This is a genomic window from Pseudomonas sp. LBUM1648, from assembly GCF_059716145.1.
The window spans coordinates 4613394-4637313 of the sequence record NZ_CP166808.1 but is presented as its reverse complement, the minus strand read 5'-3'; the positions used below and the strand labels follow the sequence as shown (position 1 = coordinate 4637313).

27 protein-coding genes and 1 pseudogene are annotated in these 23920 nt (G+C 59.6%); 16 read left to right on the top strand and 12 right to left on the bottom strand.

Annotated elements, in window-relative coordinates; all coding sequences use genetic code 11:
• Nucleotides 1-5: 5 nt before the first annotated feature.
• Nucleotides 6-1058: a patatin-like phospholipase family protein gene (locus ACA043_RS20980; protein ID WP_187677696.1), complete on the bottom strand. Its 1053-nt coding sequence runs from the start codon at nucleotides 1056-1058 to the stop codon at nucleotides 6-8.
• Between the two features lie 215 nt (nucleotides 1059-1273).
• Between ACA043_RS20980 and ACA043_RS20975 the strand changes: the two genes are divergently transcribed.
• From ACA043_RS20975 to ACA043_RS20965, 3 genes are all read left to right on the top strand, one after another.
• Nucleotides 1274-1552: a hypothetical protein gene (locus ACA043_RS20975; protein WP_401269573.1), complete on the top strand. Its 279-nt coding sequence runs from the start codon at nucleotides 1274-1276 to the stop codon at nucleotides 1550-1552.
• Nucleotides 1553-1631: 79 nt separating this feature from the next.
• Nucleotides 1632-2396 (top strand): CHAD domain-containing protein, encoded by a 765-nt coding sequence (locus ACA043_RS20970; protein WP_187677694.1) that lies wholly within the window; start codon nucleotides 1632-1634, stop codon nucleotides 2394-2396.
• Between the two features lie 239 nt (nucleotides 2397-2635).
• Nucleotides 2636-3430 (top strand): acyl-CoA thioesterase, encoded by a 795-nt coding sequence (locus ACA043_RS20965; protein ID WP_497657848.1) that lies wholly within the window; start codon nucleotides 2636-2638, stop codon nucleotides 3428-3430.
• A gap of 4 nt (nucleotides 3431-3434) precedes the next feature.
• On the opposite strand, the pseudogene ACA043_RS20960 reads toward ACA043_RS20965, so the two are convergent.
• From ACA043_RS20960 to ACA043_RS20950, 3 genes and pseudogenes are all read right to left on the bottom strand, one after another.
• A pseudogene (locus ACA043_RS20960) lies at nucleotides 3435-3656 on the bottom strand (Mpo1-like protein); the annotation flags it as partial.
• A gap of 183 nt (nucleotides 3657-3839) precedes the next feature.
• Entirely contained in the window at nucleotides 3840-5321 is a 1482-nt protein-coding gene (locus ACA043_RS20955) for a methyl-accepting chemotaxis protein (RefSeq protein ID WP_401269581.1), read from the bottom strand.
• Between the two features lie 101 nt (nucleotides 5322-5422).
• The gene (locus tag ACA043_RS20950) at nucleotides 5423-6232 is read right to left on the bottom strand and encodes a TatD family hydrolase (RefSeq protein ID WP_497657847.1); all 810 of its coding nucleotides are present in this window, start codon (nucleotides 6230-6232) and stop codon (nucleotides 5423-5425) included.
• A gap of 235 nt (nucleotides 6233-6467) precedes the next feature.
• Here ACA043_RS20950 and ACA043_RS20945 point away from each other — a divergent pair, with 235 nt between their 5' ends.
• The 3 genes from ACA043_RS20945 (at nucleotide 6468) to ACA043_RS20935 (ending at nucleotide 8990) form a co-directional block, all read left to right on the top strand.
• Entirely contained in the window at nucleotides 6468-7889 is a 1422-nt protein-coding gene (locus ACA043_RS20945) for an MltF family protein (protein WP_497657846.1), read from the top strand.
• A 108-nt stretch (nucleotides 7890-7997) separates the two neighbouring features.
• Entirely contained in the window at nucleotides 7998-8432 is a 435-nt protein-coding gene (locus tag ACA043_RS20940) for a DoxX family protein (RefSeq protein ID WP_187677689.1), read from the top strand.
• A 249-nt stretch (nucleotides 8433-8681) separates the two neighbouring features.
• Nucleotides 8682-8990 carry a class I SAM-dependent methyltransferase gene (locus ACA043_RS20935; RefSeq protein ID WP_305439018.1) on the top strand — a complete coding sequence of 103 codons (309 nt, stop codon included), beginning with the start codon at nucleotides 8682-8684 and terminating at the stop codon, nucleotides 8988-8990.
• 6 nt (nucleotides 8991-8996) lie between these two features.
• Here the strand turns inward: ACA043_RS20935 and greB are convergent, their stop codons facing one another.
• Genes greB through ACA043_RS20920 form a run of 3 tightly spaced genes read right to left on the bottom strand, consistent with a single transcriptional unit; the run spans nucleotide 8997 to nucleotide 12716 of the window.
• A complete protein-coding gene (gene greB, locus ACA043_RS20930) occupies nucleotides 8997-9494 on the bottom strand; it encodes a transcription elongation factor GreB (protein WP_305439016.1) in 498 nt (165 codons plus the stop codon).
• 34 nt (nucleotides 9495-9528) lie between these two features.
• Nucleotides 9529-12033, bottom strand: a complete 2505-nt coding sequence (locus tag ACA043_RS20925) for an ABC transporter permease (protein ID WP_497657845.1) — start codon at nucleotides 12031-12033, stop codon at nucleotides 9529-9531.
• Nucleotides 12033-12716: an ABC transporter ATP-binding protein gene (locus ACA043_RS20920; RefSeq protein ID WP_187677685.1), complete on the bottom strand. Its 684-nt coding sequence runs from the start codon at nucleotides 12714-12716 to the stop codon at nucleotides 12033-12035. Before ACA043_RS20920 ends, ACA043_RS20925 begins: the two co-directional genes overlap by 1 nt.
• Nucleotides 12717-12726: 10 nt before the next feature.
• Between ACA043_RS20920 and ACA043_RS20915 the strand changes: the two genes are divergently transcribed.
• From ACA043_RS20915 to ACA043_RS20905, 3 genes are all read left to right on the top strand, one after another.
• On the top strand, nucleotides 12727-13332 hold the full coding sequence (locus tag ACA043_RS20915) for an arylesterase (protein ID WP_489879079.1): 606 nt from the start codon (nucleotides 12727-12729) through the stop codon (nucleotides 13330-13332).
• Between the two features lie 57 nt (nucleotides 13333-13389).
• Complete coding sequence (locus ACA043_RS20910) at nucleotides 13390-13683, top strand: hypothetical protein (RefSeq protein WP_007955656.1); 294 nt, start codon at nucleotides 13390-13392, stop codon at nucleotides 13681-13683.
• 110 nt (nucleotides 13684-13793) lie between these two features.
• A complete protein-coding gene (locus tag ACA043_RS20905) occupies nucleotides 13794-14765 on the top strand; it encodes a L,D-transpeptidase family protein (RefSeq protein WP_187677683.1) in 972 nt (323 codons plus the stop codon).
• Between the two features lie 122 nt (nucleotides 14766-14887).
• On the opposite strand, the gene oprI is transcribed toward ACA043_RS20905, so the two are convergent.
• Nucleotides 14888-15139, bottom strand: a complete 252-nt coding sequence (gene oprI, locus ACA043_RS20900; RefSeq protein ID WP_003199355.1) for an outer membrane lipoprotei OprI — start codon at nucleotides 15137-15139, stop codon at nucleotides 14888-14890.
• Nucleotides 15140-15775: 636 nt separating this feature from the next.
• On the opposite strand from oprI, the gene ACA043_RS20895 reads away from it, so the two are divergent.
• The gene (locus ACA043_RS20895) at nucleotides 15776-16057 is read left to right on the top strand and encodes a GNAT family N-acetyltransferase (protein ID WP_003226804.1); all 282 of its coding nucleotides are present in this window, start codon (nucleotides 15776-15778) and stop codon (nucleotides 16055-16057) included.
• A gap of 65 nt (nucleotides 16058-16122) precedes the next feature.
• Here ACA043_RS20895 and ACA043_RS20890 read toward each other — a convergent pair whose 3' ends face one another.
• Complete coding sequence (locus ACA043_RS20890) at nucleotides 16123-17199, bottom strand: 3-deoxy-7-phosphoheptulonate synthase (RefSeq protein WP_042560279.1); 1077 nt, start codon at nucleotides 17197-17199, stop codon at nucleotides 16123-16125.
• Nucleotides 17200-17329: 130 nt separating this feature from the next.
• On the bottom strand, nucleotides 17330-17773 hold the full coding sequence (locus tag ACA043_RS20885) for a PilZ domain-containing protein (protein ID WP_489879080.1): 444 nt from the start codon (nucleotides 17771-17773) through the stop codon (nucleotides 17330-17332).
• Here ACA043_RS20885 and ACA043_RS20880 point away from each other — a divergent pair.
• From ACA043_RS20880 to cysB, 5 genes are all read left to right on the top strand, one after another.
• Complete coding sequence (locus tag ACA043_RS20880) at nucleotides 17772-18158, top strand: thioredoxin family protein (protein ID WP_187677680.1); 387 nt, start codon at nucleotides 17772-17774, stop codon at nucleotides 18156-18158. The genes ACA043_RS20885 and ACA043_RS20880 overlap by 2 nt on opposite strands.
• The gene (locus ACA043_RS20875) at nucleotides 18159-19112 is read left to right on the top strand and encodes a putative 2-dehydropantoate 2-reductase (protein WP_497657844.1); all 954 of its coding nucleotides are present in this window, start codon (nucleotides 18159-18161) and stop codon (nucleotides 19110-19112) included.
• 32 nt (nucleotides 19113-19144) lie between these two features.
• Nucleotides 19145-20050, top strand: coding sequence for a 5'-nucleotidase (locus tag ACA043_RS20870; protein ID WP_187677678.1), 906 nt, complete (start codon nucleotides 19145-19147; stop codon nucleotides 20048-20050).
• A gap of 98 nt (nucleotides 20051-20148) precedes the next feature.
• Nucleotides 20149-20652, top strand: a complete 504-nt coding sequence (locus ACA043_RS20865) for a universal stress protein (protein ID WP_187677677.1) — start codon at nucleotides 20149-20151, stop codon at nucleotides 20650-20652.
• A gap of 113 nt (nucleotides 20653-20765) precedes the next feature.
• Nucleotides 20766-21740 (top strand): HTH-type transcriptional regulator CysB, encoded by a 975-nt coding sequence (gene cysB / locus ACA043_RS20860; RefSeq protein WP_007908591.1) that lies wholly within the window; start codon nucleotides 20766-20768, stop codon nucleotides 21738-21740.
• A gap of 9 nt (nucleotides 21741-21749) precedes the next feature.
• Here cysB and ACA043_RS20855 read toward each other — a convergent pair whose 3' ends face one another.
• Both ACA043_RS20855 and ACA043_RS20850 read right to left on the bottom strand, forming a co-directional pair.
• Nucleotides 21750-22232 (bottom strand): GreA/GreB family elongation factor, encoded by a 483-nt coding sequence (locus ACA043_RS20855; RefSeq protein ID WP_042607891.1) that lies wholly within the window; start codon nucleotides 22230-22232, stop codon nucleotides 21750-21752.
• A 2-nt stretch (nucleotides 22233-22234) separates the two neighbouring features.
• Entirely contained in the window at nucleotides 22235-22642 is a 408-nt protein-coding gene (locus ACA043_RS20850) for a hypothetical protein (RefSeq protein WP_187677676.1), read from the bottom strand.
• A gap of 125 nt (nucleotides 22643-22767) precedes the next feature.
• Here ACA043_RS20850 and earP point away from each other — a divergent pair, with 125 nt between their 5' ends.
• Entirely contained in the window at nucleotides 22768-23910 is a 1143-nt protein-coding gene (gene earP / locus ACA043_RS20845) for an elongation factor P maturation arginine rhamnosyltransferase EarP (protein WP_497657843.1), read from the top strand.
• Nucleotides 23911-23920 lie beyond the last annotated feature (10 nt).

Genomic DNA, 23920 nt, shown 5'->3' with positions numbered 1-23920 from the left:
GATCTTCAGGGCTCTCTGCTCTGCTCACTCTCATACCGATCCAGCGTATCCCGAGCAATCTCCCGCCCCAGCGCGATCAATTCCGGCGCTTTGTAAAACTCGAAAAACCGGCACACCCGCTTCGGCACGTTGATCAGGATGTCCGGTGGATACCCGGCAATCTTGTACTGCGCCAGCGAGGTCTGCATCACCTCGAAACTCTGGTTGATCAAGTCCAGCAAAGAGGCCGGGCCGACGTTATCGATGATGAACGAGCCGGTGGCGGATTTCGGTGCGCCTTCGCCTTCGCGTTCGGGGGCGGCGGCGGGTTGCTGGGCTTCAGGCTCGGCGCCTTCGAGCCACGGATTGATGGCCGCCGCTTCGGCCCTCAGGGCTTCCTGTTCCAGGCGCAGTAATTGTTCGGCCTGGGTGCGACGGAACGGCATCTTTGAACCGAGCGAACTGATCAGGCTGTCGAAGCGTGAACGAAAGGCTGGCGGGCGCTGGATCACCGGCAATTTGTAATGCCGCTGGTTGGTCGAGTTGAGATTGACCGCAATGATCAGATCACAGTGGCTCGACACCACTGGCACAATCGGCAGCGGGTTGAGAATGCCGCCGTCGACCAGCATCCGGTTGCCTTGCATCACTGGAGTGAAGAGGCTGGGAATCGCTGCCGAGGCGCGCATGGCCTGATGCAGGCAGCCTTCCTGAAACCAGATTTCCTGTTGATTGGTGAGGTCGGCGGCGACCGCGGTGTAGGGGATGCGCAGATCCTCAATGTTGATATCGCCAACGATCTTGCGGATCTGCCCGAAGACCTTTTCGCCACGAATGGCGCCGAGACGGAAACTCACGTCCACCAGGCGCAGCACGTCGAGATAATCCAGGCTTTCGATCCAGTTGCGGTATTCATCGAGCTTGCCGGCGGCATAGATTCCGCCGACTACCGCGCCCATCGAACAACCGGCAATACAGGCGATGTCGTAACCGCGGCGTTCCAGTTCTTCAATGACGCCGATATGGGCGTAGCCCCGGGCACCTCCGGAACCCAGCACCAGTGCGACACGCTTTTTCATCAAACTTCCTCCCGACAAGGTTGCACAATGCACCCATCGAGCGGACGGCTCAATCGCCAAGGTCGCCCTGTGCGCCGGTGACGTCGTTTTTTCGATACTCCATGGCCGCTCGGCGCTATCCTCTTGCCACCGCAGATTCAGGCAGGGGCAAGGCACTTTTTCGCCGCCCGACCGTCTTACCTGCACGACTGTTGACCTATTTTGAGGTGTAAGTGATGAAAGCCTGGATCTGTGTGCCGTTGATGGCCCTGGCATTGGCCGGTTGCGCCGGTAAAACCGCCTACCGTGACAGCTGCGGCAGCCAGCTCGACACCGCGTGGCATGAGCTGGACCTGGCCAAGGCCGAAGGCTTTGCCGGCACTGTCAGTTATTCCAAAGCCTTGTCGTTGCTGACGGCAGCCAAGACCCAGCAGCAATTCGAAGGTTTCGAAGGTTGCGCGAGCAAGGCCGAGAAGGCGCGTTTCTATATTCGCGAATCTCGCGCCGGTCGCTAAGCTGCTGACATAGCGCAAGCGGGTTGAGGCTGCGAAGTTGCAGACTCATCTCTGAAGCCATTTGAATCAGGAGCAAGTGATGTCTGCGTTGGTTGACCGGTTGGTGGCTCATGTCCTGAGCCTGGAAGTGCGGCTGCTGGCCTGTCAGGCGCGAATGACAGCGCGCACCGATCCCGAGGCGCTGCATGATCTGCGCACCACGGTGCGGCGGCTGCGCAGTCTGTTGCGGCCGTTGCGCGGTTTGCCGGGTGTCGAGCAACTGGAAGGCGCGGCGTCGGCGGTCGGCCAACTGACTACGCCGTGGCGCGATCGCGAAGTGCTGGCGGCGTATCTGCTCCAGCACGCTCAACCCGAAGCTGCGCAAAAACGCATGGCGCAAATGGCCGAAGCCTATCCAGCGCTGGCGGCGAGTCACGAGGTGGTTTCGCTGCTGATGATCCTCGACGCTTTCCCGCGTTTCCTGCGTGCGTCCCAGCGTCAGGGTTTGCTCAAAGGGCTGGATAAGCGCATCGAAAAACGCCTCGGCAAGCAATGGCAGAAACTTGATGAGGCACTTCACGATCCAGCCCACGACCGGCATCGCCTGCGTCTGCTGATCAAGCGTGTGCGTTACGGCATCGAGGCCTATCCCGAACTGGATCGCTTACCGAAGCCGGCGCTGGAGCGCTTGAAGTCGGCACAAGGTGCGTTGGGCGACTGGCACGATTGCTGGCAGTGGCTGGCTCGGGCTGAGCTGGAAACAGATCTGCAGCCGTGTGTCGCGACGTGGCAGGCGACCATGGTCAAGGCTGAAACCAAAGCGGATCGGGTCTTGGAAAAGCTCAGCTCCAGTTGCTTCAAATAATCTCGAATCGCCCTGAATCCCTGTGGGAGCGAGCCCGCTCGCGAAGAGGTCATGTCAGTCGACATCATTGTTGTCTGACCCACCGCATTCGCGAGCAGGCTCGCTCCCACAGTGGTTTTCATTTGGTTTGAAATTGGCGTAAGGCCTATCTGTCAGCCCATTTGACCGGAATAGACGCTGCGGCGCTTCGCAGGGCTGGTTAAGATCCTCGCATTCACTTTTCGCTTTTTGAGGTTGCCATGCGCTTTTGCGATTTGCTCGATGCCGTCCGCCGCCAACCGGAGCTGACCATTCCCGCCGAATGGGCGCAGGGCCGCGCCAGTTTCGGTGGCCTGGTCGCCGCGCTGCAATACGAAGCCATGCGCGCCAAGGTGCCGGCTGATCGCCCGGTGCGTTCGCTGGCGATCACCTTTGTCGGCCCGGTCGAGCCAGAAGTGCCGGTGAGTTTTGAGGTCGATGTGTTGCGTGAAGGCAAAGCCGTCAGCCAGGTGCTGGGCCGGGCGATGCAGAACGGTCAGGTGGTGACACTGGTGCAAGGCAGTTTTGGCGCCTCGCGCCCATCGGAAGTGGCCGTGCCAGCGTTTCCTGCCCCCGAGATGAAGCCTTGGGACGATTGTCAGGAACTGCCGTATATCAAAGGTGTGACCCCGGAGTTCATGCGCCATTTGGCAATGCGCTGGAGTGTGGGCGGTCTGCCATTTACGGGCAACACGTCGCGCGACATGGGCGGTTGGGTGCGTTTGCGTGGGGACGTGAAAGAAGAGCCAGTCACTGAGTCGCACATTCTGGCACTGGTGGATGCCTGGCCGCCGTCACTGTTGCCGCACCTGAAGAAAGTGGCAGCGGGCAGTACGCTGACCTGGACTATCGAATTCGTTCAGCCGTTGCGCGATGTGAGCACGCTGGACTGGTGCAAATATCGGGTTGAAACCGAGTACGCCGTCGACGGCTACGGCCATGCTGCTGCCAAGCTTTGGAGCGCTGAAGGAGAACTGATCGCCATGAGTCGCCAGACTGTCACGATCTTTGCCTGAGTCAATGCCCAGGCCGGCGCTGCAAACCCAGCGCCGCGACGATGCCGATCACACCGATGGCCACACTGGCCAGGCTCAGGCTGAACACCCCGGACACGATCAGCAGAAACGCGACGATAAACAGCGGCACGGCAATCAGGTGCAATACCAGGTTGGTCGGATGCTGGTGGTTGTTCGGGTACGCGCGCCATTGCCACGCGGGAAGGTTGGGGTGACGTTTGCCCATGTTGACTACTCCTCGATCCATGTTGAACACATGGGTTGAAGAATAGGCCGGGTCGGGGAGGGCGGCGAATCAAGGTTGGCTATAGGTGTGATAGGTGTGATTGTGCAAAAAGATCGCAGCCTTCGGCAGCTCCAGGTTCGCATTCCAATGTAGGAGCTGCCGAAGGCTGCGATCTTTTGATCTTCACAGTTTCAACTGACCTATAGCCTTGCTCAACTCCCCAGCCAACGTCGCCAGCTCATTACTGGTCGTCGCCGAATCCACCGTCTGCTGCACGGTGTTCTCGGTCACATCGCGAATACTCACCACCGCGCGATTCATCTCCTCGGCCACCTGACTCTGTTGCTCCGCCGCCACGGCAATCTGTGTGTTGCTCTCGCGCATCTGCGCCACCGCTCCGGTGATTTCCGCCAGCGCCTCACCAGCCTCCTGCGCCTGCTGCACGCAGTCGTCGGCCTTGTACGAACTCTCCTGCATGAAATCCACCGCATCGCGCGTGCCGGCCTGCAACGCCGAGACCATGGTGGTTATCTCATCGGTCGACGTCTGCACTCGCTTGGCAAGATTGCGCACTTCATCGGCGACCACCGCAAAACCACGGCCCATCTCGCCGGCCCGCGCGGCTTCAATGGCAGCGTTGAGTGCCAGCAGGTTGGTCTGCTCGGCGATGCTGTGAATCACGCTGACCACACCGTTGATCTTCTGACTGTCTTCGGCCAGCCGTTGAATCATCTCGGCGGTCTGCTGCACGCCGCTGGACAGTCCGGCAATCGAATGCTGCACCCGCGCAACTACCTGCTGACCGCTGCCGGCCAGGCCGTCGGCGGTCTGTGATAAATCGCGGGTGGCGCCAGCGTGTTGGGCGATGTGGTAAACGGTGGCGGTCATCTCGTTGATCGCGGTGGCGGCCTGATCAGTTTCGCTTTGCTGGCCGAGCATGCCGTGACGCACTTCGTTCATGCTCTTCGCCAGGCGCGCCGCACCGATATCCAGTTGCCGTGCGGTGTTGGCGACGGTAGTCACCACTCGCTGATAACCCGCTTGCATGGCGTTGAACGCATTGGCCATCTGCCCGACTTCGTCCTTGCCGGCCAGTGGCACACGGGCCGACAAGTCGCCGCTTTTCTCGACGTGCAGCATTACGTCCTTGAGCGTGTTGAGTTGGCTGAGCAGGAAGCGGATCAGCAGTTGCGAGGCGCCGAGCATCGCCAACATCAGGATAAATACCGCCACCGCATAATTGGCAAAACGCTCGCCGAACACTTGCGTCAGGCTTGGTCCATAAGCGATGACCGCTACTTGTTGGCCGTCGGCACGGCTGAACACTTCGGCGCCCATCAGCGGGTTATCGCCGAACAGTGGCAGGTGATTGATCTCGTTCCAGCCGTTACTGTCGGTGATCTCCAGCAGAGGTTGGTCATTGAGACGTGGGGCTTCGCCGCGTTTAAACGTCAGCACCTGATCAGTCTTGGGCAGCACCGCCCCGGCCGGCCAAACCTTGAGCAATTGCGCCTGGGCTTGCGCCGAGGCTTGTGCGGCGTGGCTGCGAGCCTGCTGTTCGAGTTGCACGGCGTACAACACCAGCAGCAGGGTGGTGACGAAGGCGACCGCATTGACCGCCCAGAATTTGTATTTCAGCGAGATATTGCTAAGCCAGGCACCCATGGAGGTTTTCTCTGATAGCGGAAACAGCATTGGCAAGGTGCCAGCATTGTGCCGCTATGCAACGAGGAAGAACTTGATATGGGTCAACAGGCAACGTAGTCCTACACTGGAAGATCGGGGAGGCCATAGAACGCGCGGGCGCACACGGTGGTATGCGCCGCCAGATCTTCCTCGGTCTCGCCCCGATGCAACGCCACTTCGCGCAGCACTTCAGTCAGGTACGCCGGCTCATTGCGCCCGTTCTTCGGCTTCGGCCTCAGCGTGCGTGGCAGCAGATACGGCGCATCGCTTTCCAGCATCAGTCGTCCGCGCTTGATCTCCTTGACCAGCGGATGCAAATGCGTGCCCCGGCGCTCGTCGCAGATCCAGCCGGTAATACCGATGTGCAGATCCAGATCGAGGTAGCTGAACAACGCCTTTTGCTCGCCCGTAAAGCAATGCACCACGGCGGCGGGCAGTTGATCGCGGAAGTCCTTTAAAATCTCCAGCAGGCGCTGACTGGCATCGCGCTCATGCAGAAACACAGGCAATTGCAACTCAACGGCCAGCGCCAGATGTTCTTCGAGGACTTTTTCCTGCTGCGGGCGCGGCGAGAAATCACGGTTGAAATCCAGTCCGCATTCACCCACCGCGACCACATTCGATTCGCTCAGCAAACTGCGCAGACGTCTGGCGCTGTCAGCGTTCCAGTCACTGGCCGAATGCGGGTGAATTCCGGCAGTGGCGAACAGTCGTTGGCCGCTCTCATCCAGTTGCTGGCACAACTCCAGAGCCTGCTCGCTGCCTTCGACGCTAGTGCCAGTCAGCACCAGTTGGCAGACCCCGGCGGCGTAGGCGCGGTCGAGCACGGCCTGGTGTTTGTCGGCGAAACTTGGGTTGGTCAGGTTGACGCCGATATCGATGAGTTGCATGGTTGCTACCTCGGGCCGAAGGCCGGGAAGCATACCAGAGCTGTAGATTCATAAGAAAAGCCAAGAACTACAACGGCTTATGACTGTCTGTTGAGGCCGCGAGACCGCTCGTGTTGGTGTAATGGCCATCACTGTGCCAGTCTCTCGCACTTTATCAGCGCTCAGGCGCTCTGTTTTCGTCGGTGATTTCGACCGTTCAATGGTGAATTCACCCCGCATTCTTTCCGGAGAGTGGATGATTCGTCCCTCGGTTTTGTTGCTGTTGTGTGGAACGTTGCTGCTGCCGATGACGGCGGTCGCGCGCTTGCCCGGGCCGTTGCAAGCCGTGCCGGCGGCGAAGGTGCGCGACCTTTCGGAGATTCGCAGCAGCCGGGTGTTGCGCGTACTGGTCAACCAGAGCCGTAACAGCTCCGGCGAAGTCCAGGGTCAGGCCATCGGCGTCGAATACCATCGCCTGCGCGCCTTCGAGCAATACCTCAATGGCCACGCCCGTGACGGTCAGGAAGTCACCCTCAAGATCATTCCCAAAGCCAAGGATCAACTGCTCGGCGCCTTGCAGCGCGGCGAGGGGGATCTGGTTGCGCCTGGCGAATTACTGCAACTGCAACCGGGTTATGCGGTAGTCAGCAGTGAGCCGATTGCCAGCAATGTTCCGTTAGTGCTGGTCGGGATCAAGGGCGAGCGGCGCTACACAAAGGTTGAGCAACTTTCCGGGAAAACCCTCGCGTTGCCAACCGGCAGTGCAGCAGGGGACGCGGTCAGTCAGATCAACCAGAAACTGGCGCTGCACAAACTGGCACCGATCAACATCGAATGGGTCGATCCGACGCTCGCCGTCGAAGATGTTCTGGAAATGGTCCAGGGCGGGATCTTCCACCTGACCATCGTCGAGCAACCGATTGCCGAACGCTGGGGCAAGATCCTGCCCAAGCTGCGCTTTGATCGGCAGTTGATGATCAGCGAGCCCGGCGAGGAGTACTGGTTTGTGCGCCGTGATGCGTCGATGCTGCGGGCGAGCATTGATCGTTTCCTGACGGGGTACAAAAAACCTTCGAACGAAGACGCGGCGTTTCTGCGCATCTATCGCCGTCTCTATCAAGTTCACTATCCATTGGCCAAGGCCGATCGCCAGCGTCTGGAAAAGCTGCGGCCAACCCTGCAGAAACATGCCGAAGCGCAAAACATGGACTGGCTGAACCTGGCCGCACTGGCTTTCAAGGAATCCGCCCTGCAACCCAATGCCCGCAGTGGCAGCGGCCCGACCGGGCTGATGCAAATCACCCCATCCGCGGCGCAACGGGTCGGCGTGAATAACATCCAGAATCTCGATGCGAACGTGCAGGCCGGGGCCAAGTACCTGGCAATGATCCGTCGCAAGTTTTTCAGCAGTCCCAAGCTCAATGAGCGCGAACGCATGGCCTTCACGCTGGCGGCCTACAACATCGGCCCGGAGCGGGTGCAAGGCATGCGTGCCGAAGCGCGGCGGCGGGGGCTGAATCCCAATCAGTGGTTTTTCCAGGTCGAGCGCATTGCCATGGAGCAGGTGGGAATGGGCGCCGTCAGCTATGTTAATAGCGTGAACAAGTATTACTTGGCGTTCGACCGGGAGCGAGAGTCGTTGGAGCCCCGGGGACAGAAAGTTGTCTCACGCAAATGATCAAATAAATTGATTGTTATGGCGCATTATTTGCGCTTTTAACATAAAATTAACTGATTAATATAGCGGCCAACCAACACACACTTCTCGCAAAACAAGGAATACACAATGAGCACTCTGATCAACAAGGTACTGTTTACCCGCGCCGGTTACGGCCTGACCATTCTGCGCATTGCGGTCGGCGTGATCTTCGCCGCTCACGGTGCGCAGAAACTCTTCGGCATGTTCGGTGGCTACGGTCTGGCCGGCACCGCGCAGTACATGGAAAGCATCGGTTTGACCCCGGGCTATCTGATGGCCACACTGGCCGGTGGTACCGAGTTCTTCGCCGGTCTGGCCTTGATCATCGGCCTGCTGGTTCGCCCGGCGGCATTGGGTCTGACCTTCCTGTCGCTGGTGGCGATCTTCACCGTGCACATCAGCAACGGTCTGTTCATGGCCAACAACGGTTACGAGTTCGCCCTGGCACTGCTCGGTGGCAGCCTCGCGGTATTGATCGAAGGTGCCGGCAAGCTCTCGGTGGACCGCGCCATCGCCGGTTGACCGCTCTGGCTCAAGCAAAAGGCCCGCATTGTGCGGGCCTTTTTTGTTGCTGCCGATTCTTGACACTGATCGGTCACGTTCTCTAGGATGTTGCTCATGCGCCGATTTAAACAGCTACTTGCGGGGCGCCAGGTGACTTCAACAGTTGCCGTCAGAAGCCGGAACAGGGCTTCGAAATACCGCTAAAGCGCTGGTTCGGTGTTGCCTCTCACCTGCCATGCAGACTTTTTGAGGCTGAGACACGACACGATGAATGCACTACGCCCTCCAGCACGTCCCGCGCCGATCACGGCACATATCACCCAGCGCAATCCAAAAATCCTCCTTGGCGGTAAACATCAGCCGACGCTGTTGCGTTATCTCGATGGCTGGCCACGGCGCAGCGGCGGTCCTGCCGCGTTTTTGATCCAGTTTGTTGAAGACGGTGAGTCGCTGGCGCGTTTTGCCAGTGACAGTTTCGATCTGGCCGTGATTCAGGCGCCCAGCCAGGAAGACGCCCCGCAAATGATCAAGCAACTGATCCGCGTCGCGCGGCAGGGATTGATTACTCGTCGCTGATCCCGATTACGGATAATCGATCGCCACGATGTACACGAATTGCTCGCCGGTCGGCGTCTGCACGCGCACTTCGGCATCCAGCGCCTTGCCGATCAAGGCGCGCGCCAGAGGTGAATCGATGCTGATCAGGCCCAGCTTCAGATCCAGTTCATCCGGGCCGACGATGCGGTAGCGCGACTGCTTGCCTTCCTCGTTTTCGATGGTCACCCACGCGCCGAAGTAAACCTTGTTCGGATCGCTGGGTTTTTCGCTGACAACCTTGAGCGCTTCCAGGCGTTTGGTGAGAAAGCGCACGCGACTGTCGATTTCGCGCAGCATCTTTTTGCCGTAGGTGTACTCGGCGTTCTCCGAGCGATCACCCTGAGCCGCCGCCTCGCTGACCGATTGCGTCACCTGCGGACGGCGCACATGCCACAGCTCATGGAATTCGGCGCGCATCCGCGCTTCACCTTCTGGGGTGATCAGCGCGGTGCCGGCGGTGCGGGGAGGGCGATAACGGCTCATGGCAACTTCTTGTGAGAGAGACGGCTGGAGTCTATCAACCCTCGCGCAACACTGTCAGCGGACTTGCATTGAGCGCCCTGCGCGTGCCGAACACGCCGGCGCCGCCAATCAGCGCTGCGCCAATCAATGGCAGCACCAGCAGCCACGGATGCGGGTGCCACGGCAGATCGAATGCGTAGCGATACAGCACCAGACTCACCACTTCCGAACCAATGGCCGCGAGCAAACCGCTGACCGCGCCAAGCAAGCCGAACTCGATGCGCCGTGCCTTGATCAGCAATTGCCGCTCCGCCCCCAGCGCACGCAAGAGCGCGCCTTGGCGAATGCGCTCATCCAGCGTCGCCTGCAACCCGGAAAACAACACGGCCATCCCCGCCGCCAAAACAAACAGCAATACATATTCCACGGCCAGGGTGACCTGGGCGAGGATGCTACGCAGCTGTTCAAGAAGGGCTTCGACTTGAAGGATGGTCACAGCCGGGAAGGTGCGCGACAGTTCGACTATCTGCTGGTCGTGTCCGGGGGCCAGATAGAAGCTGGTGAGGTAGGTAGCCGGCAGATCCTTCAGAGTGCCGGGCTGGAAGATCATGAAGAAGTTCGGCTGGAAGTTGTCCCAGTTGATCTCGCGCAGGCTGGTGACTTTTGCTTCACGGTTGACTCCACCGACGTTGAACACCATGTGATCGCCGAGTTTGAGTTTGAGGCTCTCGGCGACTTTGCCTTCCACCGACACGCCCGGTACTTCGTCCGACGGTTGCGAGCTCCACCATGAGCCGGCAGTCAGTTTATTGCCTGCGGGCAAGTCAGCAGCCCAAGTCAGGCTCAGATCCCGTTGAACTGCGCGGTCACCCGCCGAATCCTTGCTGACGATTTGCTGTACGGGGTCGCCGTTGATGCTGATCAACCGGCCCGGCACTACCGGGTACAACGGCGCCGCTTGCGCCGACACCTTGATCAGGTGATCCGTAAAGGCCTGTTTGTCCGCGGGCAGGATGTTCAGAGCGAAGTAGTTCGGTGCGTTTTTCGGCAATTGGTTCTGCCAGGTATCAAGCAGTTCGCCACGCAACAGCGCGATCAATGCCATGGACAGCAAGATCAGACCGAACGCCAACGCTTGGCCGGCAGCCGCCAACGGATGGCGCAACAATTGGCCGAGGCCAAGACGCCACGGCAAGGAAGCCCGGGCCAACAGGCGGCGCAAGCTGTTCAGCAGCAACAGCAGCAATCCACCAAGAATGACTGCCGCCACGACACCGCCGCCCAGCAGGGCAAACGTCAGCAGCAGATCCAGACTCAGACGCCACATGATCAGGCCGAGCGCGCCCAATGCGGCACCGTAAACCATCCAGGTGCTCGACGGGATTGGCAACATGTCGCGGCGCAATACTCGCAGCGGCGGCACTCGACCCAGCGCGGCAAGTGGCGGCAGGGCGAAGCCGGCCAGTGCCACCAGCCCGGTGCCGATCCCGGCGATCGCTGGAAACAGACCGCCCGGTGGCACATCACTCGGCAGCAGGTCGTTCAGCAATGCAAACAAACCCAGTTGCGCCAGCCAGCCCAGCAAGGCACCGCTGAGGCTGGCGAGCAATCCGAGGACAGTCAGCTGCAAACTGAACAGCACCATGGTTTCCCGGCGTGACAAGCCGAGGCAGCGCAGCAAAGCGCTGGCATCGAAGCGGCGGCTGGCGAATCGGTTTGCCGAAAGCGCGACCGCGACCCCGGCCAACAACACCGCGACCAGACTGGCCATGTTCAGATAGCGCTCGGCTTTGCCCAGCGCACCGCCAATCTGCCGGTTGCCGTCGCGGGCGTCTTGAATTCGCTGATTCGCCGCGAGTCCGGGTTTGATCAACTGCCGATAGGTTTCCAGCGCTTGCGGTTCGCCGCGCCACAGTTCGCGATAGCTCACCCGGCTGCCGGGCTGCACCACGCCGGTCGCGACGAGGTCGTCGAGGTTGATCATCACTCGGGGAGTGAGGCTATAAAAGTTGGCGGCGCGATCCGGCTCATAGGTCAGCACCCGTGTCAGCTTCAACGTCTTCATGCCGACATCGATGCTGTCGCCGATCTTCAGATCCAGCGCAGTCAGCAGACGTGCCTCGACCCAGGCTTCACCGGGTTGTGGTTCGCCGCCGGGCTCCTCAGTGGCGAATGGCGCCGGAGCGCTCTTCAGTTCGCCACGCAATGGGTAGGCGCGATCGACCGCTTTGATACTCGACAACTGAATGGCGTTGTCGGTGGCGATGACGCTGGAAAATTCCACCACTTGCGCGTGGTTCAGGCGCAACTCGGTACCGCTCCTGATCTGTTCCTCTCGGGCCGGCGAGCTGCCTTCCAGAACCAGATCGGCGCCAAGAAACTCAGTGGCGCGCAACATCATCGCGCCGTTGAGGCGGGCTCCGAAGTAACCGATGGCGGTACTCGCCGCCACCGCTACCACCAGAGCGAAGAACAACACCCGCAATTCTCCGGCGCGGGCATCGCGTATGAGTTGGCGAATGGCGAGACTGAACAGACGCAACAGCGGCAGGCGTGCCATCAAGGCTCCAGAGGGGCGACCAACAGCCCGGCTTCAAGACGGATCAGGCGCCGGCAGCGATGCGCCAGGCGTTCGTCATGGGTCACCAGCACCAGAGTGGTGCCGCGTTCCTTGTTCAATTCGAACAGCAGGTCGCTGATGCGTTCGCCGGTGTGGCTGTCGAGGTTGCCGGTTGGTTCGTCGGCGAACAGCACGTCAGGCTCGGCGGCAAACGCCCGGGCAATCGCCACGCGTTGTTGCTCGCCACCGGAGAGCTGGCGCGGTGAATGCGTCAGACGCTGGCCGAGGCCAACCCGCTTAAGCAACTCGGTGGCGCGCTCGCGGGCGTCTTTGCGGCCATCGAGTTCCAGCGGCAGCATGACGTTTTCCAGCGCGTTGAGACTGTCGAGCAACTGGAACGATTGAAAAACGAAACCCACATGCTCGGCGCGAATGCGCGCGCGCTGGTCTTCATCGAGATTGCTTAACGCCTGGCCGGCGAGAATGACTTCGCCGCTGCTAGGCAAATCGAGTCCGGCGAGCAGGCCGAGGAGGGTGGATTTGCCGGAACCGGACGCGCCGACGATGGCCAGGCTGTCGCCCTTGTTCAGTTCCAGGCTGAGTTCGTGCAGGATAGTCAGTTCACCTTCCGCGCTGGGAACCACTTTGCTGAGGTTCTTCGCGGTGAGAATGCTTGCGCCCATGGAGAATCCGATGCGTGTGTGGTTTTTGAGTGCTGGCCTGGCCTTGATGTGCATGGCCCAGAACGCAGCGGCGGGTACTGTCCTGATCGTTGGCGATAGTATCAGCGCCGGTTTCGGACTGGATACCCGCTTGGGATGGGTATCGTTGCTTGAGCAACGGCTCAAACAGGAGGGTTTCGACGACAAAGTAGTGAATGCCTCCATCAGCGGCGACACCAGTGCCGGAGGCCAGGCGCGCCTGCCAGCGCTGCTTGCAGAGCATAAGCCTGAGCTGGTGATTCTCGAGTTGGGAGGCAATGACGGCTTGCGCGGAATGCCGCCAACGCAATTGCAACAAAATCTTGCCTCGATGATCGACAGCTCTCGCCAAAGCGGCGCCAAGGTGCTGTTGCTCGGTATGCAATTGCCGCCTAACTACGGTAAGCGCTACACCGATGCCTTCGCCAAGGTCTACGGCAATCTCGCCGAGGATAAAAAGATCCCGCTGGTGCCGTTTTTTCTCGACGGTGTAGGCGGTCATCCAGACCTGATGCAGGCCGATGGTCTGCACCCGGCGGCCGGGGCTCAGGGCAAGTTGCTGGAAAATGTCTGGCCTACGCTAAAACCCCTGTTATGAGGCTTTTCTAGCGGCAGGCTTTCGGCTAATGTGGCGCCCCCTTATTTGGAGCCCCCAATGCCGCGTTCTGCCTGGTCCCTGTTTGCCTACCAACTGATCGAGCCTGACGAGCAGTTGGATCTGTTCGCCTGCCAGGAAGTGCGGGTGCATCTGGTGACCCGTCAACTCGAATTGGGCGGCTCGGCCGATCGCACCCTGTGCGGCAGTCTGCTGCCGGCACAGCCGCGCTGGTCGAGCGTGGATCGCCGGGTGTTCCAGGACCAGCGTCTGTGTTCGCTGTGCCGGGCAATCCTGGAGTCGCAGAAGCGCGGCACTTCGCCGATCTGGCCTGAGTTGCGCTTCGAGCTTTAAAGCCATTCAGGCCGCTTTGCACGGTCTATCGGCGCATCTCCCCGAATTCCCGAGGCGCGGTGTACAATCGCGCACTTATACCCTTGTTGATCATGCGAAGGATTTTCCGGATGTTGCCGCGCTTTCCTGCCGTCACCCGCTGCCTGTCACTTGCCGCCCTGTGTGTGGCCGGTCCCGTTGCTGCATTGGAGCTTCCCCTGCCACCTCCCGGTGAGGACATCATCGGCCAGGTGCAGGTGATCAAAGCCAAGTACGAAGACACTTTCGCCGATCTGGGCACAACCTACGATCTGGGTTATTCGGAAATGGTTGCGGCCAACCCGGGCGTCGATGCCTGGTTGCCGGGTGCCGGTACCGAAATCGTCCTGCCGACGCGTTTCATTCTGCCGCCAGGCCCGCGTGAAGGCATCGTCATCAACCTTGCCGAATATCGTCTCTACTACTTCCCGAAAGGCCGGAACGTGGTGTACACCTTCCCGCTGGGTATTGGTCGTGAGGGCTGGGGTTCGCCCATCGCGCACACCTCGATCACGGCGAAGACGCCGAACCCTACCTGGACGCCTCCAGCGTCGATCAAGGCCGAGCACGCCGCTGATGGTGATCCGCTGCCAAACGTGGTGCCGGCAGGTCCAGACAATCCTCTGGGGCCGTTCAAGTTCACCCTGGGTACTCCGGGCTACCTGATTCACGGTTCGAACAAGAAGTTCGGTATCGGTATGCGCACCAGCCATGGCTGTTTCCGCATGTTCAACAACAACGTGCTGGAGATGGCCGGCATGGTCCCGGTCGGTACCTCGGTGCGTATCATCAACGATGCGTACAAGTTCGGTCGCAGTGGTGGCAAGGTCTATCTGGAAGCGCACACGCCGATCGACGACAAGGGCAACCCGTCGGTGGTCGACAAGCACACCGCGGTGATCAACGCGATGCTCAAGCGTGAAGACGTCACCAACAACCTGCGCATGAACTGGGATGTGGTACGTGATGTGGTCGCGGCCGAAGACGGCCTGCCGACGGAAATCGGTACGCCGAGTACTTCGGCACCGATTGTTTCGACTGCGCCGATCGACCTGCAACAGTAAGCTGAAAAACAAAACCCGCCGATGTCAGCATCGGCGGGTTTTTTTATGACCGGACAAAAGCGTCGGGCACAAAAAAGCCGACCCAAAAAATGGGTCGGCTTGATAACAATCCCGAGGGATTATTACTTGCGGCTAGCTTTGTCCAGCATGCGCAGAGCACGCTCGTTAGCTTCGTCAGCAGTCTGTTGTGCTTTTTGAGCAGCAGCCAGAGCTTCATCAGCTTTACGGTAAGCTTCGTCTGCACGAGCCTGGGAGCGAGCAGCTGCGTCTTCAGTAGCGGTCAGACGTGCTTCGGTTTCTTTCGATGCGCTGCTGCAACCGGTAGCCAGAACTGCGGCCAGAGCCAGAGCAGAGAATTTCAGAACGTTGTTCATCGTGTTCCCCTTCAAGGACTTTCAATTAAGTGGCTGTCTCCTCCGATTGAGGAAATAGCCGGCGTACATACTACCCATTACTTGTAGTAAGTAAACTGACGTAAGGCAAGAAGCAAAAAAAATTGTAGGCGTTGATTCTTTTTCGAGCAACTTTTAACTGAGCTGTTTAAAAAGTATCCAGCTGCAAGCCCCGCGCAGAGCGAGTTATTGAGAAAAAGTTCCCGGTGTCTCGTGCTGTATTGCAGGTAGTGGCTAAAGTCTGTCTATATGACTTCGTCCATACTTTTGTTCCGGATTTGTGTGCTGCTTCGCTTATCTTTGTCCATGTTGAGGTGACTTTAAAAAAGGTCGCACGTCTTAAGTCTCAACATCCGGCAATGTTCAGGTAGTCGGCCGGGGAGATCTTCTCCCCCAGCCACCCTGCGTCCATCGGAGCAACCCCGGTCTTTGAGCGTGATGACGAGCGCACCTTGAGCAATTTCGCCAATGGTGCCTACTATTTATTACGTGCTCGGTTGTGCGAGATCGGTGTGTCTCTTCTCGGTGTCCGACAGGCACGGGGTGGCGTAGATGTTCCTTCGCCGGAAAAACATCGGTAAGGTAGGGGTCAGAATTCAAGACCCGCGAGGAGTAGTGATGAGCGAGGCGTTGTCCATCCACCATGACCAGGCTGGTCATCAGTTCGAGACCAATGTGGACGGTCATCGTGCCTACCTGACCTATATGGATCTGGGGAAACAGACCCTGGACATCTATCGCACGTTTGTGCCCAACGCCCTGCGCGGCCGTGGTATTGCCGCAGCGCTGACCGAAAGCGCGCTGCAATACGCCGAAGAAATGGGCTACACGGTGATTCCATCGTGCTCCTACGTCGAGCGCTACATGGAGCGTCATCAGCGTCGCGCCGCGAAGATCTGAGCCATACGCCACACACAAAAACGCCGGGCAATGCCCGGCGTTTTTTTATGCCTGTAAACCGCGTATCAACTGCGCTGGCGTTTTGGCAGAACATCCTTGAGCTTGGCGTGCATGCTGCGCAAGGTGTTTTCGGTGGCGGACCAGTCGATGCAAGCATCGGTGATCGACACGCCGTATTGCAGATCGGCGAGGTCTTTTGGAATCGCCTGGCAGCCCCAGTTCAAGTGGCTCTCGACCATCAGGCCGATGATCGACTGGTTGCCTTCGAGGATCTGGTTGGCGACGTTCTCCATCACCAGCGGTTGCAGGGCCGGGTCCTTGTTGGAGTTGGCGTGGCTGCAATCGACCATGATGTTCGGCTTGATCTTCGCCTTGTTCAACGCCTGCTCGCACAGGGCAACGCTGACCGAATCGTAGTTCGGCTTGCCATTGCCACCGCGCAGCACTACGTGACCGTAGGCGTTGCCTTTGGTGGTGACGATCGACACGCCACCTTCCTGGTTGATGCCGAGGAAACGGTGCGGGCTGGAAACCGACTGCAAGGCGTTGATCGCCACAGTCAGACCGCCATCGGTGCCGTTCTTGAAACCGACTGCCGAGGACAGGCCGGAAGCCATCTCACGGTGAGTCTGGGATTCTGTGGTACGCGCGCCGATGGCCGACCAGCTGATCAGGTCCTGCAGATACTGCGGGGAGATCGGGTCGAGGGCTTCGGTAGCGGTCGGCAGGCCTTTTTCCGCCAGGTCCAGCAGCAACTGGCGACCGATGTGCAGACCGTCCTGAATTTTGAAGGAGTCGTCCAGATACGGATCGTTGATCAGACCTTTCCAGCCGACAGTGGTGCGCGGCTTTTCGAAATACACGCGCATGACCAGATACAAGGTATCGGAGACTTCCGCAGCCAGCACCTTCAGGCGCTCGGCGTATTCGTGGGCAGCCTTGATGTCGTGGATCGAGCACGGACCGATCACTACGAACAGACGGTGGTCGGTGCCATCAAGAATGTTGCGAATGACTTCGCGGCCCTTGGTGACGGTGCGCAGGGCAGCGTCGCTCAGAGGAATATCACGCTTGAGCTGATCGGGAGTGATCAGGGTCTCGTTAGAGGCGACGTTTAGGTCGTTGATCGGTAAATCAGCCATCGTTTACTCGTCAGGTCACGGGTGCCGGCCGCCAGCGATCCCCGCGCGGCGGAGCACAGCAGATTTTAGCGCGTCGGGGGAACGGAACCTTAGCGCGTCAGGCGCTGCTCGACAATGGGCAAACGCCGCTTTAATCCAGCACTGGCTGGGCAAAAGCCTTGCGAACGCTGTCCTGGGAGAACTCGTCGGCGTGCTGTTCGACCCATTGCAGGGCCAGCGCCTGAATATCCTGCAGGTCGTCGTGGGTGTCGTTCATGCGGCAGTAGCGTTCGATCTGACACACCTGCTCACCCATTCGCGCGCTGAACAGCGTTTGTTCGTCGGTGAAGGCGATACCCAGCAGATAGCCTTTTTTGCGGCGCAAACACCACGCCACGTACCCCGGAAAACAGATGTCGGCATTGAGCGTCGGCAGGCGCACTTGCAGGGCCGTACCGTGGCGCCAGGCACGGTGGTAATTGCAAGCGATCCCGCCGAGGCTGATAGTGTGCAGCCGTTGCCTGGAAATACACTCAGGCTTGAGTAAGGTTAATTCAACCGGCACTTCGTCCGGATGAGGAATGAAACGTCCCATGAGCACAGACTCCCTGTGTCGGCCATTTGACATTGTTTCCCCCAGTATAGTGGTCGAATCCGAACTGACCGATTTCGACGCCGACCAGCGGCTGCTGGCGATGAGTGGCGTTTCTCTGGTGATTTTCACCAGCGTCGGCTGCGCCAGTTGCCGCTATGCCCGTGAGGTATTGCCCGGTTTCGACTTGGCGGTGGATCGGCTGTGCTGGATCGACGCCAGTGACAACGGCGGGCTGGTGGAGCGTTACCAGGTCTTTCATTTGCCGGCGCTGTTTGTGGTGCGCGACGGTGAGTTCTTTGGGGCATTGCATACGCGCCTTACGGCCGAAGAGCTGAACGCGTCGCTGGCGCAGGCTCTGGGTCGAATTGCAGAGGAGTTGCCATAAATGGGGACAATCAACAAACCGCTAGTGGGGATCATCGGTACTGGCGCCATCGGCGGGTTCTACGGATTGATGCTGGCACGCGCCGGATTCGATGTGCACTTTCTGTTGCGCAGTGAGTTTTCGGCTGTGGCCGAGCGCGGCTTGCAGGTGGACAGCGCGGTGCACGGCAAGCTGACGCTGAATCCGGTGCAGGCTTATTCTGCTGCTGAAGACATGCCCAAGTGCGACTGGCTGCTGGTCGGCGCCAAGACCACCAGTTCGGCAGGCCTCGCTCCGGCGATCATTCAAGCGGCCAGGCCCGATGCGAAAGTGCTGGTGCTGCAAAATGGTCTGGACGTCGAGGACAGTCTGCGTGAGTTGTTGCCTGAGTCCCTGCATGTGTTGGGTGGTTTGTGTCTGGTCTGCGTGCATCGCGACGGGCCGGGGCAGATTACCCACCAAGCCCTCGGCGCAGTAAACGTCGGTTATCACAGCGGCCCGGCAGTCGATGACGCGGCACGCATGGCGTTGGTCGAAGAGGGCGCCGGACTGTTCCGCACCGCGGGTATCGACTCCCAGGCAATGCCCAATCTACATCAGGCACGCTGGCAGAAACTGGTCTGGAATATTCCCTACAACGGTCTCTCGGTGTTACTCGGCGCCAGCACTACGCCACTGATGGCCGACGACGACAGCCGCGCATTGATCCAGGCGCTTATGGCCGAAGTGGTGCAGGGCGCGCGGGCTTGCGGTCACGAGATCCCGCCCGGTTATGCCGAGTACCTGTTCATGATGACCGAGAAAATGCCCGACTACTGGCCGAGCATGTACCACGACTTTTTGCATAAGCGACCGCTGGAGCTGGAGGCGATTTATGCCCGACCACTGGTGGCGGCGAGAGCGGCAGGCTGTGAGCTGCCGCGCATCGAGGCGCTGTATCGCAATTTGAGTTTTATCGACCGACGTAACGTTTAAGTCGGTTTTTTGTTGTGGGGGCGGGGGAAGGCATGGCGAAGAACATCGATGACAAACTGGTGCTGGCGATTTCGTCACGCGCCTTGTTCGACCTGAGCGAGAGCCACAAGGTCTACCTGTCGAGCGGCGTCGAAGCCTACCGGCAATACCAGATCGAGCACGAAGACGAGATCCTCGCGCCCGGTGACGCCTTTCCACTGGTGGAAAAACTCTTGAGCCTGAACAGTCGCCTCGGCCGCGCGCGGGTCGAGGTGATTCTGGTGTCACGCAACAGCGCCGACACCGGGTTGCGCGTGTTCAATTCGATTCATCATTACGGCCTGGCGATTTCCCGCGCGGCGTTTGTCGGCGGGCGCAGTCCTTATCCCTATCTGAAGGCGTTTGGTTGCGACCTGTTTCTCTCCACCCATGCCGAGGACGTTCGCGCGGCGCTGGATGCCGGCTTCGCCGCCGCGACCATTTTGTCCGGGGGCGCCAGCCGTGCGGCCAGCGACGAACTGCGCATCGCCTTCGACGGTGACGCGGTGATCTTTTCCGACGAGTCGGAACGCGTTTATCAGTCAGGCGGGTTGGAAGCGTTCCAGGCCAAGGAGCGCGAATCGGCGCGTGAGCCATTGCGCGGTGGGCCATTCAAGGGCTTCCTGGCGGCGCTCAATCTGCTGCAACGCGAATTCCCCGACGATGACTGCCCGATCCGTACCGCGCTGGTGACCGCTCGTTCGGCTCCGGCCCATGAACGAGTCATCCGCACGTTGCGCGAGTGGGACATCCGTCTCGATGAATCCCTGTTTCTCGGCGGCCTGACCAAATCGGCGTTTCTCGAAGCGTTTGCCGCCGACGTGTTCTTTGACGATCAGGCCGGCCACTGCGAGCTTGCCCGCGAAGTGGTTGCAACCGGCCATGTGCCACACGGCATCAGCAACGAACCATCGATCTAAAGGCCCTGTGCTTCAAGACGTTGCGTCACACGTCGTACTCGCCAAGGCACTGCTAAGCTGAATCAAATCTCCGCCATGTTGGCTTGCGAGGAGGTCATATGATTCGTTCGATGCTGTATGCCACTGACCTCGGTCTGTACGCGCCGTTTGTGATGCAGCATGCCCTGGCCTTGGCGCGAACGTTCGATGCCGACTTATATGTAGTGCATGCGGTGGAACCAATGGGGCTGTTTGCCGAATCTGTGTTGCAGAGTTATCTCGACGAGCAGGCGTTGAACGAATTCCACAGCCAGGGTCTGAAAACTGTCATCGCCAATATCGAGCAGCGGGTGCTCGACAGTTTTCGTGAAGAACTGGGCGAGGAGGGCGAGCAGGATCTGCAGCGGATTTGCGCGGTGCGCGTGCTACAGGGCGATCCTTCGCAGGTGATTCTCGACCAGGCGCAGAAACTCTCTGTCGATTTGCTGATCGTAGGAAGTCACAGCCACGGGGTAGGCGCGGAAACACCCTTGGGGCGCACGGCGGCGCGGGTACTGCAATTGGCCAAGGTGCCGGTTTATCTGGTGCCGCTGGTGGAGCGTCGGCGCCGGGAGGATCGCTGAGGCAGGAATAATGGCACTTTGACAAAAAAGTTCTAGATTTATTCTTCAAACCATTAATATAGTTATATACCGTCGCTGATGCCCGTGGCGTCTACCTGCTTTGAGGGATACATATGAAGCTTCAACAATTGCGCTACATCTGGGAAGTGGCGCACCACGACCTCAACGTTTCCGCTACAGCCCAAAGCCTTTACACCTCGCAACCGGGCATCAGTAAACAAATCCGTCTGTTGGAAGATGAGCTCGGCGTTGAAGTGTTTGCCCGCAGCGGCAAGCACCTGACCCGCGTCACGCCAGCCGGCGAGCGCATCATCACCACTGCCGGTGAGATTCTGCGCAAGGTCGAAAGCATCAAGCAGATCGCCCAGGAATTCTCCAACGAGAAGAAAGGTACGCTGTCGATCGCCACGACTCACACCCAGGCGCGTTATGCGTTGCCGCCGGTGATCAGCAATTTCATCAAGCAATACCCTGACGTGGCGCTGCACATGCACCAGGGGTCGCCGATGCAGATCGCCGAAATGGCCGCTGACGGCACCGTCGATTTCGCCATCGCCACCGAAGCGCTTGAGCTGTTCGGCGATCTGGTGATGATGCCGTGCTACCGCTGGAACCGCTGCGTGGTTGTGCCCCAGGGCCACCCGCTGACCAAGCTGCCGAAGCTGACCCTCGAAGCACTGGCCGAATACCCGATCGTGACTTACGTGTTCGGTTTCACCGGCCGCTCGAAACTCGACGAAGCATTCAGCCACCGTGGCCTGACGCCGAAAGTGGTGTTCACCGCTGCCGACGCCGACGTGATCAAAACCTATGTGCGCTTGGGTCTGGGTGTGGGCATCGTGGCGAAAATGGCCGTCGATACCAAACTCGACAACGATCTGGTGGTGCTGGATGCCAGCGAGCTGTTCGAATCGAGCATCACCAAGATCGGTTTCCGTCGTGGCACCTTCCTGCGTGGTTTCATGTGCGACTTCATTGAGAAGTTCGCGCCGCACCTGACCCGCGAAGTGATGGCCAAAGCCATTCAGTGCCACAACAAGCAAGAGCTGGAAGAACTGTTCGACGGCGTCGAACTGCCAGTCCACTAAGTCCCTGCTTCAGAGCACCTCGGTGACAGCAAACTGTTGCCGGGTTCCCGCCACCAGAATCTCCACCTCATCACCTTCGAACTTGCCCAGCAGACTTTTGCCCAGCGGCGAGCGCGGGGTGATGACGGTAATCGGCTGGCCGACCACGTCGACCTTCAGGCCCGCCGCATCCGGCGCCAGAAACAGCCATTGCTCACGACCCTTTTCGTCTTCCAGACCGAGCAGGGCGCCGACCTCAATTCCACGGTTTTCGTCATAGGCACGCAGTGTCAGGTTCTGGCACAGCGCAAGCGACTGACGAATTTCCTCGACGCGTTTCGCTTGCCCGGCCGCCAGATACGAAGCTTCCAGCCCAAGGGTGTCGTACTTGTTTTCGGCGATGTTCTCTTCGTGGGTCGCGGTTTCGTAAGCGGTTTGTGCCGCACGTTCGGCGATATCGAGGTCGATGCGCAATTTGTCGAGAATCAATTGGTGGACGCTGTGCTTGTTCATGATCAATCGCAGAATTGTAAAACGTTGGCGCGGCTCTTTTCGCTTGGCGCGGTTTGGTCCTGTTGCAGCCAGAACTGGCATTTCGGGTTCGACTGATTGCGGTTGCTGCTACGCGCCTGATCCAGACGATTCTGCTGCTCGTTCTTGCGCAGGTTTTCTTCGTACTGATCGAACAGAGGGCTCTGCGGCGGTATCTCCGGAACGGCTTGCACTGCTGGCGGATTGGCCAGTTGCTGCACCGCCTGGGCAACCGGCGCGAGTTGTTCGTTGAACATAAAACGCGAGAGTAGCCAGCATGTCAGCGCAATCGCGAGGAAGCCCAGCCACATGCCCAGGGCAATGCTGCCGGTCAAATGCAACGCGCTAAGCTGAACGGGCAAGGGGCGACGCGGGTTAGGACGGTAGGGCATGGCTGCCTCCTGGCGGATGGGTGCGGGCAAGTGGCGATTGTCGCACGAAGATTAATCGCCGTCGGCTCTTCTGCACGACGTCATTTATGCGGACAATCGCTGCTTTTGCCAACGGGGAGTCTTGAATGCCGCCATTGAAAACCCGCTGGGATATTTTTTGCACTGTGGTCGACAACTATGGCGACATCGGCGTGACTTGGCGTCTGGCCCGGCAACTGGTCGCCGAGCATTCGCTGACGGTGCGGCTGTGGGTCGATGATCTGCGCGCGTTCGAGCGCATTTGTCCGGAAATCGACGTCAGCGCAGCGCAGCAATGGCAGCAGGGCGTCGAGGTACGCCACTGGCCGAGCGAGTGGCTCCATGCTGACGCCGCCGACGTGGTGATTGCCGCGTTTGCCTGCCAACTGCCGAGTGCTTACATGGACGCCATGGCCGAGCGCGAGAAGCCGCCGCTATGGATGAACCTCGACTATCTGAGCGCCGAAGACTGGGTCACCGGCTGCCACGGCCTGCCGTCGGTGAAGTACAAATCGGTGCAGAAAGTCTTCTTCTTTCCGGGCTTCCAGCCAGGCACCGGTGGGCTATTGCGTGAACGAGGATTGCTTGCACAGCGTCAGCAGTTTCAACAGGATGCCGCAGCGCAGCGACAATTCCTGCAAGGTCTGGGGATTGAACGCGCGCCTGACGCCCAGTTGATTTCCCTGTTTGCCTACGAGAACGCCGGGCTGGCCAGTTGGCTGGACGTGTTGGCAGCAGACGCCACACCGACTCACTTACTGGTGCCGGAGGGGCGGATTCTCGGCGACGTCGCGCGATGGCTCGGTGTTGAGACCCTCTCTGTCGGGGCGATTCATATCCGTCAGGCGCTGACCGTGCAGGTGTTGCCGTTCGTCCGTCAGGATCAATACGATCATTTGCTCTGGTGCTGCGATTTCAACGCGGTGCGCGGCGAGGATTCGTTTGTCCGGGCGCAGTGGGCCGGGCGGCCGATGCTCTGGCACATCTATCAGCAGGACGAAGACATTCATCTGGACAAGCTCGATGCCTTCCTCGCGCTCTATACAAAGGGACTTTCGCCGGCTGCTGCCGAGGCGATGAACGGTCTGTGGCGCGCCTGGAGTGCCGGCCAGCCGATCGGCGAGCACTGGCTAGCGGCCCGCAAGCACTGGCCGCAACTGCAGGAAAATGCAGAAGCATGGTGCCTGGAACAGGGCTTGCAAGCCGATCTTGCCGCGGCGCTGGTACAGTTTTACCTAAATTGGATATGATACGCGGCCT